The organism is Vreelandella glaciei (genome assembly GCF_013415125.1).
Lineage (GTDB): Bacteria > Pseudomonadota > Gammaproteobacteria > Pseudomonadales > Halomonadaceae > Vreelandella > Vreelandella glaciei.
In genome coordinates, this window is sequence record NZ_JACCDE010000014.1 from 104865 (window position 1) to 122219 (window position 17355).

General features: G+C 50.6%; 16 protein-coding genes and 3 pseudogenes. 7 read left to right on the forward strand and 12 right to left on the reverse strand.

Going from position 1 to position 17355, the window contains the following annotated elements; translation table 11 throughout:
* Positions 1-185: 185 nt before the first annotated feature.
* Positions 186-701, forward strand: coding sequence for a 3-hydroxyacyl-[acyl-carrier-protein] dehydratase FabA (gene fabA, locus HZS80_RS11195; RefSeq protein ID WP_008959204.1), 516 nt, complete (start codon positions 186-188; stop codon positions 699-701).
* A 13-nt stretch (positions 702-714) separates the two neighbouring features.
* Positions 715-1932 carry a beta-ketoacyl-ACP synthase I gene (gene fabB / locus HZS80_RS11200; RefSeq protein WP_035563967.1) on the forward strand — a complete coding sequence of 406 codons (1218 nt, stop codon included), beginning with the start codon at positions 715-717 and terminating at the stop codon, positions 1930-1932.
* Positions 1933-2023: 91 nt separating this feature from the next.
* Here fabB and HZS80_RS11205 read toward each other — a convergent pair whose 3' ends face one another.
* Both HZS80_RS11205 and HZS80_RS11210 read right to left on the reverse strand, forming a co-directional pair.
* Positions 2024-2764 (reverse strand): lysophospholipid acyltransferase family protein, encoded by a 741-nt coding sequence (locus tag HZS80_RS11205; protein ID WP_179916111.1) that lies wholly within the window; start codon positions 2762-2764, stop codon positions 2024-2026.
* Positions 2761-3651, reverse strand: a complete 891-nt coding sequence (locus tag HZS80_RS11210; protein WP_179916112.1) for a sugar nucleotide-binding protein — start codon at positions 3649-3651, stop codon at positions 2761-2763. Before HZS80_RS11210 ends, HZS80_RS11205 begins: the two co-directional genes overlap by 4 nt.
* Positions 3652-4099: 448 nt before the next feature.
* Here HZS80_RS11210 and HZS80_RS11215 point away from each other — a divergent pair, with 448 nt between their 5' ends.
* Complete coding sequence (locus HZS80_RS11215; RefSeq protein WP_179916113.1) at positions 4100-4777, forward strand: DNA adenine methylase; 678 nt, start codon at positions 4100-4102, stop codon at positions 4775-4777.
* Positions 4777-5610 (forward strand): 8-oxoguanine DNA glycosylase, encoded by an 834-nt coding sequence (locus HZS80_RS11220; protein ID WP_179916114.1) that lies wholly within the window; start codon positions 4777-4779, stop codon positions 5608-5610. Before HZS80_RS11215 ends, HZS80_RS11220 begins: the two co-directional genes overlap by 1 nt.
* On the opposite strand, the gene HZS80_RS11225 is transcribed toward HZS80_RS11220, so the two are convergent.
* Genes HZS80_RS11225 through HZS80_RS11235 form a run of 3 tightly spaced genes read right to left on the reverse strand, consistent with a single transcriptional unit; the run spans position 5545 to position 7134 of the window.
* The gene (locus HZS80_RS11225) at positions 5545-6225 is read right to left on the reverse strand and encodes a nitroreductase family protein (RefSeq protein ID WP_179916115.1); all 681 of its coding nucleotides are present in this window, start codon (positions 6223-6225) and stop codon (positions 5545-5547) included. The genes HZS80_RS11220 and HZS80_RS11225 overlap by 66 nt on opposite strands.
* Entirely contained in the window at positions 6203-6808 is a 606-nt protein-coding gene (locus HZS80_RS11230; RefSeq protein WP_179916116.1) for a 7-cyano-7-deazaguanine synthase, read from the reverse strand. The genes HZS80_RS11225 and HZS80_RS11230 overlap by 23 nt, the downstream gene beginning before the upstream one ends.
* The gene (locus HZS80_RS11235; RefSeq protein ID WP_218927673.1) at positions 6805-7134 is read right to left on the reverse strand and encodes a nucleoside 2-deoxyribosyltransferase; all 330 of its coding nucleotides are present in this window, start codon (positions 7132-7134) and stop codon (positions 6805-6807) included. The genes HZS80_RS11230 and HZS80_RS11235 overlap by 4 nt, the downstream gene beginning before the upstream one ends.
* 34 nt (positions 7135-7168) lie before the next feature.
* On the opposite strand from HZS80_RS11235, the pseudogene HZS80_RS11240 reads away from it, so the two are divergent.
* Positions 7169-8187 (forward strand): annotated as a pseudogene (locus tag HZS80_RS11240) (IS30 family transposase).
* Here the strand turns inward: HZS80_RS11240 and HZS80_RS11245 are convergent.
* Entirely contained in the window at positions 8128-8985 is an 858-nt protein-coding gene (locus HZS80_RS11245; protein WP_218927674.1) for a PfkB family carbohydrate kinase, read from the reverse strand. The pseudogene HZS80_RS11240 and the gene HZS80_RS11245 overlap by 60 nt on opposite strands.
* A gap of 70 nt (positions 8986-9055) precedes the next feature.
* On the opposite strand from HZS80_RS11245, the pseudogene HZS80_RS11250 reads away from it, so the two are divergent.
* A pseudogene (locus HZS80_RS11250) lies at positions 9056-9270 on the forward strand (transposase); the annotation flags it as partial.
* 173 nt (positions 9271-9443) lie between these two features.
* Here HZS80_RS11250 and HZS80_RS11255 read toward each other — a convergent pair.
* Entirely contained in the window at positions 9444-10280 is an 837-nt protein-coding gene (locus HZS80_RS11255) for a LysR family transcriptional regulator (RefSeq protein ID WP_179916118.1), read from the reverse strand.
* 107 nt (positions 10281-10387) lie between these two features.
* On the opposite strand from HZS80_RS11255, the gene HZS80_RS11260 reads away from it, so the two are divergent.
* Complete coding sequence (locus tag HZS80_RS11260; RefSeq protein WP_179916119.1) at positions 10388-12151, forward strand: SulP family inorganic anion transporter; 1764 nt, start codon at positions 10388-10390, stop codon at positions 12149-12151.
* Positions 12152-12304: 153 nt separating this feature from the next.
* Here the strand turns inward: HZS80_RS11260 and HZS80_RS11265 are convergent.
* From HZS80_RS11265 to HZS80_RS11285, 5 genes and pseudogenes are all read right to left on the reverse strand, one after another.
* Positions 12305-13180 (reverse strand): annotated as a pseudogene (locus tag HZS80_RS11265) (IS5 family transposase).
* 539 nt (positions 13181-13719) lie between these two features.
* Positions 13720-15021, reverse strand: a complete 1302-nt coding sequence (locus HZS80_RS11270; protein ID WP_179916120.1) for a TRAP transporter large permease — start codon at positions 15019-15021, stop codon at positions 13720-13722.
* Entirely contained in the window at positions 15018-15491 is a 474-nt protein-coding gene (locus tag HZS80_RS11275; protein ID WP_179916121.1) for a TRAP transporter small permease, read from the reverse strand. The genes HZS80_RS11270 and HZS80_RS11275 overlap by 4 nt, the downstream gene beginning before the upstream one ends.
* A gap of 74 nt (positions 15492-15565) precedes the next feature.
* On the reverse strand, positions 15566-16621 hold the full coding sequence (locus HZS80_RS11280) for a TRAP transporter substrate-binding protein (protein WP_179916122.1): 1056 nt from the start codon (positions 16619-16621) through the stop codon (positions 15566-15568).
* A gap of 78 nt (positions 16622-16699) precedes the next feature.
* Positions 16700-17275 (reverse strand): aldehyde dehydrogenase family protein, encoded by a 576-nt coding sequence (locus tag HZS80_RS11285; protein WP_179916123.1) that lies wholly within the window; start codon positions 17273-17275, stop codon positions 16700-16702.
* Positions 17276-17355: the final 80 nt, after the last annotated feature.

Genomic DNA, 17355 nt, shown 5'->3' on the forward strand with positions numbered 1-17355 from the left:
ATATTACGGTAATGCGACATTTATTGTGCTTGAACGACAGCTTTTGAATAAAGTCTTCTACTATGGTGCTATCAGCCAAACCGCTAAAATCTTCAGATATAAGCGATAAATAGCCAGTTACGTGCATTCAGCGGTTTCGGGAAGTAGACTAGCCCAACAACCATTTTGATATTCGGAACGATTCAGTGACCAAGCAACACTCCTTTGATCGCGAAGAACTGCTGGCCTGCTCACGCGGCGAGCTATTCGGCCCCGGTAATGCACAGCTCCCAGCGCCTAATATGCTGATGCTTGATCGCATTAAGCACATTCATGAAGAAGGCGGAGAGCATGGCAAGGGCGAACTGATCGCCGAGCTGGATATCAGCTCTAACTTGTGGTTCTTTGACTGCCACTTCCCTGGAGACCCTGTTATGCCTGGGTGTTTAGGTCTAGATGCCATGTGGCAGCTAGTCGGCTTCTATTTGGGCTGGTTAGGCCACCCGGGGCGCGGACGTGCACTCGGCTGTGGCGAGGTCAAGTTCAGCGGGCAGATCCTGCCGGATGCACAAAAAGTGACCTATAGTATTAATATTAAGCGTATTATTACCCGACGACTCATCTTGGGTATCGCCGACGGCACAGTATCCGTCGACGGACGCGACATTTATCAGGCTAATGATCTGCGTGTTGGCCTATTTACCTCCACTGCGAATTTCTGAACAGGAGGCTCCCATGCGACGAGTGGTAGTCACCGGCCTTGGCATCGTATCGTGCCTTGGCAACGACCAACGACAGGTCCTGGACGCGCTCAAAACTGGGCGTAGCGGTATTCGTTTTAAGGAAGAGTACGCCGAGCGTGGCTTCCGTAGCCATGTGGCTGGCAGCGTCGATATCGATCTTGACGCACTCATCGACCGCAAACTGCGCCGCTTTATGGGCGATGCAGCTGCCTACGCCTATGTTTCAATGGCCCAGGCCATTGAAGACGCGGGGCTCTCTGAGGAGCAGGTCTCCAACGAGAGAACCGGGCTTATTGCTGGCTCCGGCGGTGCTTCAAGCGCTAACCAAGTTGAAGCTGCCGACGTACTGCGTGAAAAAGGCCTGCGTCGCGTTGGCCCTTATCGTGTGACGCGGACAATGGGCAGTACTGTTTCCGCCTGTTTGGCGACACCCTTTAAAATTAAGGGCGTGAATTACTCCATCTCCTCTGCTTGTGCTACCTCAGCGCACTGCATTGGTAGCGCGATGGAGCAAATTCAGCTTAATAAGCAGGATGTAGTGTTTGCTGGTGGTGGTGAAGAGGAGCACTGGACACTCTCCTGCCTGTTTGATGCCATGGGCGCGCTCTCAACGCACTATAACGATACGCCAGAGCAAGCCTCGCGCCCTTACGACAACGCCCGCGACGGTTTCGTGATTGCAGGCGGTGGCGGCATGCTGGTGTTGGAAGAGCTTGAGCACGCTAAAGCGCGTGGTGCCAAGATCTACGGCGAGTTAGTTGGCTACGGCGCCACCTCTGACGGCTACGATATGGTGGCGCCTTCAGGCGAAGGCGCTATGCGCTGCATGCATCAGGCAATGGCTACCGTAGAGGGTAAGATCGATTACATTAATACTCACGGTACCTCTACCCCGGTGGGTGATGTGGCCGAGCTAAAAGCAATACGTAAAGTGTTTGGTAATACGACACCCGCGATGAGCTCAACCAAATCGCTGACCGGTCACTCCCTGGGTGCTACCGGTGTACAGGAAGCGATCTATTCGCTGCTGATGATGCAACATAACTTTGTCGCTGCATCGGCGAATATCGCCAATTTGGATGAGCAGGCCGACGGCTTTGATATTGTCACTAAACGTCGAGATAACGTGACAATAGAGCGAGCCTTGTCTAATAGCTTCGGCTTTGGCGGCACTAATGCATGTTTAGTCTTCCAGCGCTTTAACGATTAACGCTGATAAGACAACAGGCATGCTGAAGACAACAATGGCGCCCAGTGGGCGCCATTGTTGCTTAATAGTCTAACTAGCTCGGTATATAGCGTCAGCTTTGACGAGTGGTAGGCCGCGGCACATCAGAAATTTCCTGTAACTGCGCTTCGATCCACACTTCCACTTCTGCGAGCACTTCATCGGGCATACGCCCCGCCGTCTCAATAGGCTTACCGATACGCACCCGCAGTACGCCTGGCCGCTTAACCCAATGACGCCCTGGCCAACGCTCGCCTGCATTGTGAGCTACCGGCAATACCGGCACCCCCGCACGACACGCCACTACGCTGCCGCTTTTGTTATAGCGTTTGCGAACGCCTGGGTCCACCCGCGTTCCTTCTGGAAAAATCAGTACCGACAAGCCGGTACCAAGGCGTTCTACGCCTTGCGTAAGCACTTGCTTCATCGCCCGCGCCGGTTTAGAGCGGTCCAAGCTGATCGGGCGTAACAAACGTAATCCCCAACCGAAGATGGGCAGGTGCAGTAACTCTCGCTTCAGCACGGTACACACAGGCGGCTTCATCACCTGCAGAAATACCGTTTCCCACTCACACTGGTGATTGGCTTGAATGACACAGGGGCCGCTGGGTAGATTTTCACGCCCTTGAATATCATAGCGGACGCCACAGGCGATACGAAACCACACCATCAAAAAGTAGTTATACAGATTGAGTAAGCGGTAGCGGCCAGAGAGCGGAAGAAACGGCGCAATGGGTAAAAACAGAATGCCAATCATCAGCATGGCAAAAAAATAGCCAGCATAAAATACCAGACTGCGAACCACATTTATCAAGCCGATGCTCCTGTATCGCTGACACGATTATTCTCACGGATTAAACACCACGCATCCAACATACGCCCAGCCTCTAACCGCCATGGCTTTTGATGGACACCAAAGACATCTAACACACGGCGACAATTTAAGACGCGCCGAAGCTTGGCATCATGATGGTGTTTAAGCGGCTGCACCTCACCGAGAGTAATCTGCTCACCGCGGCCTTCAAGATGGGTTAACAGCTGGGTCCGCACCATGGAGGTAAAGGTAAAAGCGCTGACCGGCTCGGTGCCAGCGAGATGATAGGCGCCCCACGCACCCGCTCCGCTGGCCTGCTGCTGTAACATACCAATCAGCGCCATGGCGACGGCATCCGCCGATGTCGGGCAAAAGATCACGTCTTCTGCTGCCCGCACTGGCTTCCCGAGGACTAAGTTACCGATGATGTCATTGAGCCACGCATGACTGCCTTCCAAAGCAAACAGCGGGCCTAGACGCACAATCAGATGCCACTGATACTCCGCCCGTATACGGTCGCCGGTTTGTACCAGACGGCGCAGGCTGTCGTCTCGTGGTGCAGGCACTACATGCTCATCAATAGGGACTTCCAGGCCATCCTCATAGAGCTGATCAGACACACACCATACCAACGCTACATTTTCAGATAGGCAAGCATCTAAGCAGATATCGACTGCATCCGCATGAGCAGTGACATCTGCTGGCGCCATATTTAAGGGATGTGCTAACGGTGGAATAACCACAGCGTCAGGCGCAATCGCTGCAAGGCGCGACGGTGTAATGGTCGTCCCTTGTTCAATAACTAATTCTGTATCGGCACGACGACTTGCTTCCCGGGCCAGTGCCAAGCTTAAGCAGTGTCCGGCATCCAATATTAGCAATTTCAAGACGCTTTCCCCTTACTCACGCTCAGCTCTACACTATTGGGTGAATAGTGCACTTAAAAAGGTAGTGCATTCCATATTTACATCATATCCTGGGTGGGTTAGCTGTATCACCCCCTATGCAAGCGTTACAGCCCCCCGCTCGCTCAAATGACATAATTAATGCATGTACCATGTATAGAAAAGATGTTTTGCACAGTGTACAGCAGCTAGGATGTCGACACTATTTGTACTGTTGTAATAATGCAGCCTGATTCGAAAGAAACTGATGCTAGATGACGTGTTGCTTTATGGTGGAGCGACATCCACCATTTTTAGAGAACTTAATATCCAGGTATCAAGGGAGACCATTTGGAGTACTTCATAAATGTCCCCTCCACCGAATTCCACTCATGCTGTCTTTTAAGAGCTTAACCTTTACAGCATCGTCATTTCTGACGATGCTTAGCGCATGAGATATCCAGGCGGAAAAGGCAAGTGCTATCAGCGCTTGATCAATCTGATGCCACCGCATCAGACATATATTGAATCTCACCTTGGTGGTGGAGCCGTGATGCGCAACAAAAAAGTTGCGCAGCGAAATATTGGCTTGGATCTCGATGCCAAAGTTATTGAACTTTGGCAGATGGAACTTTCAGACGCTTGCGAGCTTTATCAAGTCGACGCAGTCGCTTTCCTTGAAGCGTATTCGTTTGAAGGCCAGGAGCTGGTGTATGTCGATCCGCCTTACGTTCCAGAAACCCGTCGTCGAGCGAAGGTCTATCGCTGCGATTATTCAAAAGAGGATCATATCCGTTTGTTGCGATGTTTGGTCTCACTACCTTGCAACGTGATGCTTTCAGGCTATGACTGTGACCTTTACAATCGTGAGCTTGTCGGATGGCGCAAGGTGAGTTTTCCGGCTAAGACACATGCAGGGGTGCGCGAGGAAAAGGTGTGGATGAACTTCGAGTCACCAAGTCATTTACACGACAGCCGTTACTTAGGCGAAACGTTCCGTGAACGCCAAACCATACAACGTCGGCAAAATAGGCTCCGTAATCGTATACAGAACCTAGCCCCCATTGAGCGACATGAGCTATTGCAATGGATACAGAAGCACTACGGCAATGCCGAGGAGTCCGCTTGATGCAGCTAGGAGCTATTTTTATAAATCAAGTGGTCTTCAACATTGAGCTGCCAAAGGCAGACTCTGAAGTCATTCCGGGCGTTCCGTGGGGAGCCATGGAAGCGTTTCCAACGCCGGCTTATTGGGCCTACCAAGTGTACGCCCGCCGTCTCACTGGAGATCGGGTCAACTACAAGCTTGGGACGACACTAAAAGAAGAAGTGGGTGCCTGTCTGTTAGGAGGTCATGGAATCCCCGCAAACGTTGGTCTCGCCGCCTTTCAACATGTCAAAGAACGCGGTGCTTTTGGTAACCAACCACCGGCTGAAGAAAGTCTGCTTGAATGGCTAAAAGATCCCCTTGCGATTGATAGCCGCCAAGTGCGATACCGTTTCGCCAAACAGAAAGCTCGGTACCTATATGCGGCTCTTCAAAAGCTGTCTGCTGAACATCCCCCGCTAGGATCTGGCAAGGCACTGCGTGACTGGCTGCTAGCTATTCCAGGCATCGGTTATAAGACTGCATCATGGGTAGCTCGTAATTGGCTTGACGCAGACGATGTGGCTATATTGGATATCCACATTCTCCGCGCCGGGCTGTTAGGCAACTTCTTTGAAAGCAATTTGACCGTAGAGCGCCATTATCTAGAGCTCGAAGAGCAATTTATCCGTTTTAGCAAAGGGCTAGGTGTCAGGGCGTCCGAGCTTGACGCTTTGATGTGGCTGGAAATGATGTCTTCGCCTGACACAGTGCATAGCATCATGGGCATGGGGTACCGTAAGCCTGTATCAATCCCCCGTAGACGTGCCAAGAAGAGCAAGACCAACTCCAGCCAACTTCCCCTTATCGGCTAAAGAGCTTGCCCATGGCTCACCCGTGATACCTAGCGGACAGAAGTTGAGTCCCTGGGCTGTTGCAGTCAATGCCATGACCCCAAGCAGAGCCCCCGCATCACGCCAAACTAGGCTGGAACCGTCCTGGTATTTACCTAATGTTTTTCCCGGCTCGGCTAAAAACAAGATACGTATTGCTTCGTCACCGCCCAGAACCTGCAGGCTGAGCCCATAAAGGCCTGAAAGTCTGTTGATCGCATATATGAGTTCGACCAGTTGGTGAGCCCTGGGCTCATACAACCACCATCGATCATCATTAGGTCGTTTCAAAATAATTTGAATTGGATGGATCGCGCCTGCTGAGGGCGCTGCTCGATGCTCTAGGGCGAAACCAAGTTTAGACGAACCTATTCCACGGGTTCTGCAGGCGTGCCATAGGAAAGTTCCGAGCTGTTGGTCATGAACAACGCCGAACTCTCGTTGCGACGAACGTGCATCCAGAACCTCGCTAAACGGCCGGGCTAGTGCCTCATTAGGAGCAGGGAGAGAACATACCTCGCCTAATTTCCATTCAAAAGGTTCGTAACTTTTTGGGACGGGCTTTGGCAGAGGATCACCCAAATCGATCCAAGTCATACCCTACCTCTTGAAATACTTCCATGTACTTGTTGCAACCACGGCAGTCGCCACATGCAACATGCGATTTGTGACAGCTGTGAGCCCAAGCAAGTAGGCTTGCAGGAATACGTGATTCACGGATCAATTCTACAGTAGAGAGCCCGATGGCAGGTGCCTCTACTACCATGCCGCCCCCTTGTAGGCTGAGCAGATGGCTGATAGCCGACATGAACTCAGGTGAGCCATCCCTGTGAAATCCATCTGACTTTACGGTTCCCAGCCACAGGTGCGTGACGCCGAACGTGATAGCTTTCATCGCCGTCAGCGTAACAAGCATCTGGTTCCTGAATGGCCACCAATCCGACGCTGGAGCCAAGCTGTCGGCTTGCCTGCCAGCCATATCTCCCGACCCCAGTTGGCGGCAGTCGATCTCAATTACATGATGGGGAATATCTAATTGTTGGCAGATGTTCATCGAAGCTTCGATTTCAGCCTGAGCCGCGAGCTGGCCATAGTTTAAGGTGAATGCGATTTCCGGACGTTTCCACCAAGCAAGCGCCAAGGAATCCATGCCACCAGACAGCATTAATCCTGACTTCATAGCACCATCGCTTCCCAAACAGTCTGGTAGATTGCACTGACGTAGTCATCTGTGATTCGGCAACCAGAGCCTTCCATCATTTTATTATCCTGATCAGATTCATTTTCCGCATAATAGACAACGGGTTTGTTCAATGCCCGAGCATAACCAATCTCGTAGATAGTGCCCGAATCAAGCCCATCACCGATCGCAAAGAGAGCGTCGCAATCACGCACCCCCTCAAGATCCTTCTCAACTACATCCTCTGCTGAGCCAATACCGACGTCGTGATAGGGGGAAAAAACATCTAGCCCCATTGCCAGTAGATCGGCGGTCTCAATGACCAAGTGCAACACCTAACCTATCAGGTAGGGTATTGCCATGACTCACTGTTATCGCCATCTTTCTGCTGAAGACAGAGCCGCCATCATGCTGATGCGGGTTAGCTACTCGATTCGCGCTATCGCCCACCAACTGGGACGTGCACCTAGTACTATTTCACGCGAACTGGTGCGCCATACAGTCAAGCCTGACGGGGCGTATGACGCCAGCCTCGCTGGACACAGAGCCCGACTGACCCGCTGTCGGCCTCGCCGTTGCCCAAAGCTACCTCTCGATTGTGAGCTTTTTGAGCTGGTGATCTACCTGCTGCGCAAGTACTGGTCACCAGAGCAAATAGCTCGCACACTGAAGCGTATGTTTCCTGATAACACTGACCGCCACGTCTCGCACGAAGCCATCTACAATGCGCTCTACCTCATGCCGCGCGGCTCGCTCAAGAAGGAGCTGATTGCCTGTTTGCGCCAGGGTAACGGTAAACGACGCCCTCGCAGCCGTGCAAGGATAGGCGGCAACAGATTCCTGACCTGGTGAGTATCCACCTGCGGCCACCTGAGATTGAAGACCGCCTGATGCCTGGCCACTGGGAGGGGGATCTCATCATTGGCGCTAACAATTGCTCTGCCGTTGGTACATTGGTGGAGCGCACGACGCGTTTAGTGATCCTGGCGAAAGTGGATGGCACCACGGCTACAGCGGCGGCTGTTGGCTTTAGCGACAAGCTCAATGAGGTGCCGCGCGCTCTGCGCCTGTCCATGACCTATGACCAGGGCAAAGAGATGGTGAAACATGCCGAGATCACTCAAAAGACCGGTACAGCTATCTACTTTGCCGACCCGCATAGCCCATGGCAGCGGGGTTCCAATGAGAACACCAATGGGCTGTTGAGGCAGTACCTGCCGAAGGGCACGGACCTGTCAGTCTACAGCCAGGAAGAACTCGACGAGATCGCCGACTCACTGAATACACGACCACGCAAGACACTGGACTGGCGCACGCCGTTAGAAGTCTACGCTGAGGTACTTAAGAAATCCGTCGCCGGTCCGAGCACTCTTCAATAGCGTTGCACTTGGAACTTGAGGCCGCCATCCCCTCCGAGCCTGCCCAACCATCCACAGCTCCGCAAGTGTGAAAAATGGGCCAGCGAGATATATTTTAGGGGCATATCCAGCACGATACCGCGCTGACGGCTGCAGCTCCTGCGGCTTGAAGTTGTCAAGCAAGGCTGGGTCTGGAAAGCCTTGGTTCTGGCAAAAGAAGGCCGTAGCTACAGAGGCAATCGAGGCCGCACCATGAGCCGTAAGACCGTTGTCCATCCAGCCCAGTGCAAAATGGGCGGCGAAGGTGTCTCCAGAACCAATTTTCCAGACTCGCTCAGTACGGTATGCGGGTACCGTAGAGATAGCACCATTGTCATACACCAGGGCACCCAGCGGCCCCATCTTGATGACAACTACCTCCGCGTCTTCCTGCTTTGCCAGCGCAATAGCAAGCTCTTGTGCTTTCAATTTACTAGAAGAGAGCACTAACAGATTGGCCTCATGGCGGTTCAAAGCCAGAGCCAGATGTTTGGCTTTGGAGCCGTTAGCCCTGAAGAGCTCCGGGCCGTCAGCATTCTGTGGGTCAAACACTGCATACTCTGCATCAATTACTGCTGTTCCATCTATCATGCCAAATCGAAGTACCTTCTCGGCGCTAACTTGCAGCTTCGACTCGACTTGAGTGCCACGTCGAATGTCTGGATTGGCGAGCCCGTGGATATATTCGAACGTCACTCCTTCCTGGATAGCCGTTGAATTGAAATGGAACCCTTCCGCGGCTGCTCGGGCATCGACGACGAATTCAGTACTGCTATCCACACAAGCGTGCAATTCAGCCTGCCCGCCGAAACGTTAACCTTCGATCCCGCCTCAAATCGACCGACATGAGTCTGTTATGGCCTACACGCTATTTGAGAGCTTACGCACTTACCTGAAAAGAAGACGCCTGTCGCGCACATGAGCCCGAGCAGCCTACGGCTAAAGCTCATCAAGGTAGTCGCGGTCATCATCCTTAATACGCGCCGAATCCAGGTGTTGCTTAGTGACAGCTACCCCTACAAAACTGAACTATTCGATCTCATCAAGCGGTTGGTGCCGAACTGAATGCTTCTTGTGCCTAGTACTGCCGCTGCTGGCATTGATCAAGTTGCTGCCGTGAACTCAATGCACCCTGATATCGAAAATCTCTCTCTTGTAAGACCCCATTCTCAAATATATAACCCGAGATTATTCCAAGGTATTAAGTGAGACAATGTGAGGTAATTTCATGATTCATATTATCGTAGTCGTTTAAGTAACTCGCAGATTAGCTCGCGGTGCTCGCTGTGGAGACGGTAAGCCGCATAAGCCTTGAGCTCAATCATCGGAGCATCCTCGACGGTGAATAACTGCTCTCTATGGCACCATGGCATCACGATGCCCTTTGGTAAATAGGCTGCCCCTCCGCATTTCAGCAGCATGTGCAGGGCAATCCGTCCGCTGTTCACTCTGCCTCGCGCAAGCAGACGTTGAGGAAAATGGCTTTCATGAACGCTGGCGAACTCAGTACCCCATTCCACCCGAATATAGCCATCACCGACCGCCTGCTCGGCTGTAATACAGGAACGACTCGAAACCATTAACAACGGGATTGTCATAATCTCCTCGACGCCCACCTCCCTAATCCTAGGAGTCTCGTAGAGGAACCCGACGTCGATCATACTCTGTTCTAGCTTCTCGACAACCCGAAGCGGCGTGCTCTCTTCTGCTCGTATCCCCAGCGTCGGGTAGGCCCGGTAGATGGAGGTGAGCCAGTCCTGTAGGAAGATATCCCAAAGACTGGGTACCCCTGCCACAACTAGGCGTCGCTGATGCCGCTCGCTGAGTGCCGTATCCTCATACGCGAGCTCCCAGGCGCCAAGAATAAATCGTGCGTGACGTTCCATGCGTTCGCCAGCTGGAGTCACGCCGATCCGGTGGTGTCCGCGCGAAAAAAGCGCCAAACCAAGATGGGTCTCCAACTGACGAATGCGAGCACTGACGGTTGATGGTGAGATACAGAGGCTCTCCGCAGCCTTACCAAAATTACGCAACCGACTGACCTCAAGGAAGGTTTCCAACAACTGTGTATCCACTCACATTCACCTTCGGTTTTTGTGTTCATGAACGCCAAAAATTTTTGTTTTTCAAAATTCAAAGCTTTCTTTAGGCTGGCCTCCATACCTGTTTTGAGGTTTACATAATGGAGTCCAAACTCTCACGCTGCACGCCCTTCCTCCACTGGTGCAGGGCACTCAATCGACGGATTCTTGCCGCCGACCTGATGGCCGGCCTCACCGGCGCCTTTCTGGTGCTGCCCCAGGGGGTCGCCTATGCTTTCATCGCCGGCTTGCCCCCAGTGGTAGGGCTCTATACCGCTATTGTCCCTGCCGCTGTCGCCGCACTGTTTGGCAGTTCCTGGCACATGGTGTCCGGCCCCACCGCTGCGATCTCCATCGTGCTTGCCAGTGTGGTCGGAGGACTGGGCGCCCAAGATCCATCCCAATACCTTGCTATTGCACTGACTATCACCCTGCTGGCCGGCTTGATTCAATTGGCGATGGGACTTCTGCGCTTGGGCAGCCTGGTCAGTTTCATCTCCCATACGGTGGTCATAGGCTTCACGGCGGGGGCGGCGATTCTCATCGCGTCTAGCCAGCTGAAGCATCTGCTTGGGGCCTCCATTGCCACTGGAGGGGGCTTCCTGCCAGACTTGATTGCCCTGATACAACTGCTGCCCGAGACCAACCCCTTTGCTCTGGCCATCGGCCTGATCTCGCTGCTCACGTCCCTTCTGGCGCGACGGCTCAATCGGCGTTTACCTCATCTGCTGCTAGGCATGGTCGCCGGTAGCCTGGCCTGCCTGCTACTGGACGGCGTGGGGCACGGGGTGAACCTAGTCGGCGCTCTGCCCGGCTCCCTGCCGCCACTGACGCTGCCCGACCTGTCGCCAGACAACCTACGCCAACTTTCTTCTGGTGCCTTTGCCATCGCCCTGCTGGGCCTGATCGAGGCGTTGTCGATCGCCCGCGCCATTGCTCTGCGCTCGCATCAGGTGATCGACGGCAACCAGGAGTTCATCGGTCAGGGACTGTCCAACATCGTCGGCGGCTTCTTCTCCTGCTATGCCAGCTCAGGATCCTTCACCCGTTCCGGCGCCAACTATGATGCCGGTGCACGTAGTCCGCTGGCAGCCATCTTCGCCGCGGTGATCCTGGCTCTAATCCTAGTGCTGCTCCCAGGCCTCACTGCCTATTTACCGCTGCCTGCCATGGCTGGGAGCATTTTGCTGATAGCCTGGAACCTGATCGATTTCCACCATATAGGACAGTTGATCCGGGCCAGCCGCCACGAAGCCATGATCCTGGCGACCACTATGACGGCCACCTTGCTTCTAGAACTGGAATTCGCTATCTACATCGGCGTGTTGCTCTCACTAGTGCTCTATCTTAAGCGCACCTCGCGCCCCACCGTCCTGGAAGTGGCACCTCGACAGAGCCATCCCCGTCGGCAACTTAGCAACGTCCAACGTTACTCGCTCGACCAGTGTCCTCAACTGAAGATCTTGCGCATCGACGGCTCGTTGTTCTTCGGTGCCAGCGACTATGTACAACACCGCCTTCGAGAGCTCAGCGCCGAGCCGGGCATTCACGTGCTCCTCATTGGCAAAGGCATCAACTTCATCGATACTGCCAGCATCGAAATGCTGCTCCAAGAAATCCAACGTCTCCGTCAGCAGGGCGGCGACCTAATCATCAGCTCACTCAAGGGTACTGTCCTGGATGAGTTGCGCCAGCGAGGAGACCTACAGCGGCTTGGAGAAGAGAGATTTTTCGAAGTCCCACAAGCAGCGATCACCGACACAGCATCAAGGCTGAACCCTATCATTTGTCAAACATGCTGCTATCGCATCTTCAACGAGTGTGATAAGGGAAGAAACAATCGCATTCCTCTCCGTACAATATGAATCCCAGACTTAGGGAAGCTCCGAATAATTGCCGATATTCATCAACGCTCGCTTGAGCTGACAATAAAATCGAAAATTCAGACACTCTTCTCCCGTTCTTTGTCTATTTTTGCCCGTTTCCCACTCATTGAGCGGGAAACGGGCGCAATAAACCTATTCCCACAGGTGTTTCTCACTGATTAGTAGGTTGCTGAACGCCGCCAACAAATGCAGCCGCTGGGTGTTTTTGGTCAGTCCACGATAGCGAACCTTTCCATAACCAAAAACGTGTTTGATGTATCGAAAGTGGTGCTCCACTTTGGCACGAATACTGGCTTTGATCTTTTCGACTTTCTGTCGCCTGGCATCCAGCGTCTTACGGGTGCCAGGCCGTTTGGCTATATACCAAGAGACGTCGCTACGATGTTTGTGCTCGTCTCGTTTTTGAATGCCCAGGTAACCGGCAACACCGAAGACGCGTTGCTCTTCCCCGTGAAGCAACTGACCGGCAGACACTATGTCATGGACGTTGACAGCCGTGGTCTCGATGCTGTGAATCAACCCAAGCTTATCGTCGACACTTATGTGCATTTTCATGCCGAAGTGCCAAGAGCCCCCTTTTTTAGCCTGGTGCATTTCCGGATCGCGCTTGCCTTTTTTGTTTTTGGTGGAACTAGGCGCAGAAATGATCGTGGCATCGACAATGCTCCCTTCGCGCAGCATCAGGCCATTTATCTCTAGGTGCTTGTTCACTTCCTGGAACAACACCTTGCCAAGGCCGTGGTGTTCCAGAAAATGGCGAAACTTGAGGATCGTGGTTTCGTCCAGCAATCGGTCCAGCTTCAAACCGGCGAATTGACGCATGGACTCGATCTCGTAGAGGGCGTCTTCCATAGCCGGATCGCTCAGGTTGTAGAACAACTGCATGCAATGGACGCGGAGCATGGCAGACAATGGATACGGAGGCCGCCCGCTCTCGCCCTTGGGGTAATAACGGGCTACCTTCTTCTCCAGCTACGTCCAGAGGATCATCTTGTCCATCCGCTCCAGAAAGAGCTCGCGGCGGGTCTTTCGCTTCTTGTTCTGTTACTCGGCTTCGGAGAAGGTGATTTGATCCATGGCAGCACTGAACCCTATGCAGTTGTCGATAGCCGTATTATCGCTGATGGCAGTGAGTTTTTCAGAGCTTCCTTACTGTTTCAATACCAATAAGCAAGCGACTCTAATATTTTAAGCAACCTTTCATTGACTAATATGAAGTTATTTTAAGAAATTATTTAGCATAGATTCAAGACATTTCAAAATAAACGCTTACTCTTTGTGTTCATCCTACGTTGAGCCACCGCTGGATATTTACTGACAGGGCAGAAATTGGGCTAATATTATATAGTGCCAAAAAACGGCTCTCTAAACTGAGTTTTTAATATAAGCTGTAATTCTTTAAAATGGACAAATAGTCAGCATGATCCAATTAATGGGCCAGCACCCCGAAATATATCTTTAACCGCATATGAAGTGAGAGACATATCATAATAAAAAATCAACCAACATATCGAAAGGGGCACACTTTTCCGTGTGCCCCGGAAAGATCAGCGTAAAGACCTCAGAAACTCGGGAAGGGCTAGGCTGAGTTGCGGTACAAGTGTCACTAGAGCAAGTACGCTTAGAAGAGCGAATAAAAATGGAAGAATAGCGCGAGAAATTTTCTCTATTGGAACTTGAGAAATTTGACTTGCTACGAAGAGATTAACTCCCAACGGAGGGGTTAGGAACGCAATCTGAGTATTAACCATCAGAATGATGCCAAAGTGCACCGGATTAATACCGAGAGATGTAACAAGTGGTACTAAAATTGGTGCAAGAATTATAATTGCCGACATTGTTTCCATGAAAGTTCCGATAAAAATTAAAAATATATTAATCAATAGCAGAATTATCAAAGGATTGGTTGAAATCTCAGACATAGCTTCGGAAAGCTGCTGAGGGATCATTTCAAAGGTGATCACCTTCGCCAGTAGCGCTGAACATGCCACTACAATCATTAAGGCACCAGAAATCTTGTGCGTTAATACGAATGCGTCATTTAAAGCGGCGATATTTAAACGAGAGTAAACAAATTTAGCCACTAAAAATGCATAGGCTACAGCAACTACTGAGGCTTCTACCGGTGTGAAAAGTCCTGAATAGATACCACCTAAAACTAAGATAGGAAGAAACAATGCAAATTTCGCCTTCCATATTAGTGAACCTAGGCTATCACTTCCATCTTCTTCTTCATGAATCGAAGCAACCACTGCCCCAGAACGCTTTGCTGTAAAATAGCCAGTAGCTACCAAGACGATCCCCATCAGTAGACCCGGAATCATACCAGCAGCGAAAACATCTGCAATAGAGACATTAGCTATAATGGCATATATGATCATTGGGTTGCTGGGTGGAATTAATATGCCTAGCGAACCACCGGTAGCGGTAATTGAGGCGGCATATGGTGCTGGATAACCATAACGTATCATAGAAGGAATCATGATAGATCCAATTGCCGCTACCGTACCCGGTCCCGAACCGGAAATAGCCGCAAAGAACATGCAAGATAGAATAGTGATAATGCCTAGACTGCCGTGGACATGACCAAACATTTTTCGAAATATACGAATAATATCGTGAGTAAGGCCTCCCTTTTCCATGATATTCCCGGCTAGGATAAAAGCCGGTATCGCCAATAGTGCAAAATTATCTACACCATTAAATATGCTTTGGGCAGCAAATACTAAGTCGCTACCCATGGTCCAGGATGCTGCAAAACCAACCAAGCCTATTGCCGCATATATAGGTACACCTACTAGAAGAAGTAGAGGTAGGGCAACAATCAGAATTAACTGTACGTCAGTCATTGTAGTTGCTCCCCTGATTTATCATCAGTATTTATATTAAGTAGTCGGCCTATTGCTGACATTAAAAATCCGAGCATAACCAAAGCGTATAAATAATTAGTATTAAAGCCTAATGATGGAGAAATACTAGGATACCTTATTCCATCCATTAAGTTTTGAAAACAGAACACTACCATCATAAAGTCGAATGTTATTAACAATAAAAATATAAGAAGCCTCATTGGCTTTTTACCTATTAACCGGACTAGAAGGTCGTATAACATACCTATTCTAAGGTCCGAATTGGTCAATGTTGCATAGCTTGCGCTGATAAATACGAAGGAGACGAAAAAAAACCTAGATACCTCTTCGGTCCATTCTACTCCAATATTAAACCGGCGACCGATAACTTGTAGCAAAACCACTAATACCATTCCAGCAAGGAAGAAATGACACATTGTTAGCTGTGTTTTTCTCAGTATATCCTGCATATTTTTATCTCCATCGGTCTTTACCAGTCATCAGCCCCCACTTTAAACTGAAGGGGGGCTGAGATTACTTTTTATTAGTTACTTTCTTCGTAGTTTTCAAGAATATTTAATGCAGTATCCACTAGCTCTTCTCCGTCCTCTCCGATCATTTCATAGTAGTTGGGCCAGGAGTCACGAGCCTGTTCCTTCCAAGATGTTTCATCTTCGATTTCGGTTATCTGTACGCCAGCTTCTTTAGCTATTTCCCACCAACGGCTTTCATCCAATGGCTGCCACCAGCGCACGTATTCGGTGGTCTCGCGTCCGGCGCGTAATACTGCCTCTTGAATTTCCGGCTCTAAGCCTTGGAACCAGCGCTCGGATACAACTATAGGATGGGTAAGGAGAGTGTAATTTAGACGTGTAATACGATTTATCACTTCATTGAACTTCATTCCTATAATGTCGCTGACTGGATTATCCCCACCTTCTACGACACCCTGCTGTAATGCACTATAAAGTTCATTCCATGCAATTGGTGCCGGTGAGGCATTCCAAGATTCATAAGTTCCAAGCATGATTGGATTTGGTGGAACTCGCATGTTTAGCTCTGCCAAGTCATCAGGTCCTTCTATTGGATTCTCTGAGTTGTAGAAGAAGTGTCGCCAGCCCGTGTTTTCCCAACCAACAATGCGTACGCCCGATTCCTCGATTACGCGAGGATTTAGAATAGGCGTTAACTCATCCAGCAGATAATTATTCTCTTCGGTGCTCTGAGTGAGGTAGGGAAGCATGAGCAAGTTCATGCTGGGGGCCACTTGAGCCATGTTATTTGTCGCCGGAATAGTTACCTGAAGCATTCCTTGGCGAGCCTGTTGAAGCATTTCTTTCTCGCTGCCCAACTGCGAACCTGGAAATATCGATGGTTTGATGTGATTGTCAGTATAGATTGCGACTAGTTCCGCGAAGCGTTTGAGTGCCACAGTTTGCGGACTCCATTCCATGTTAACGGAGTGGCCCAAGCGCATGGATATCTGGTCTTCCTTTTCCGGGATCGATTGCCAATCAAAAGGATTTGGAGTGTTTGCTTGAGTACTAGCTGCGAAGGTCAACATGCCTAGCGCGGCGATATTTTTGGTGATTGTTTTCATGGTCATGCCTCTTTTTTTATGGTTGGGAGGTATATTTATCTGTTGCCAACAGATTTTTTATATTAATTATTAGTACTGTCACCAAGCTAGATAAGCGGATTGCTCATTGGTATAGAAAGCTGATGCGGATGCGCCCACAGAGAATGCACCTAAACCAGATTTCTTTATGCCGCCGAAGGGCATATTGACGTCAGGTACTGTTCCATTGTTTACATGCAGCATTCCATGTTTGCTCTCGTCTAGAAATCTCTGAATTAACGAGTGAGAGTCTGAAAAAAAGCTTGAGCTTAACCCATATTCAGTTTCGTTAAGTAACGAAAGGGCTTCATCGAAGCTGTCATAGGGTAATACCGATAGCACTGGACCAAAGATTTCCTCTTGGCTAGCCGTCTGTGACATCCCTGCATTGTCGAGGACGGTTGGTTGATAGAAGTAACCGCCTTCGCACTCTTTTACAGTGGCGATATTGCCGCCGGTAATCAGGGTGGCTCCTTCAGCCAAAGCTCTTGAGGTAGCCTCTTTAACACTGTTGAAATGCTCTCTATTGCAAAGTGGCCCCAAGGAGGTTTTCTGGTTTAAACCATCACCCAGCGTTAATTGTCGAGCCCTGGCTGCTAGCCTGGATTTCTCATAGTACCTCAGCCAGTACCGCACTCAGGCTGTAACACCGCTAAACACCTACTGGCTCGACTTACATCGGCTACTTTTTAACCACTTTCCGTCCTTCAGACACA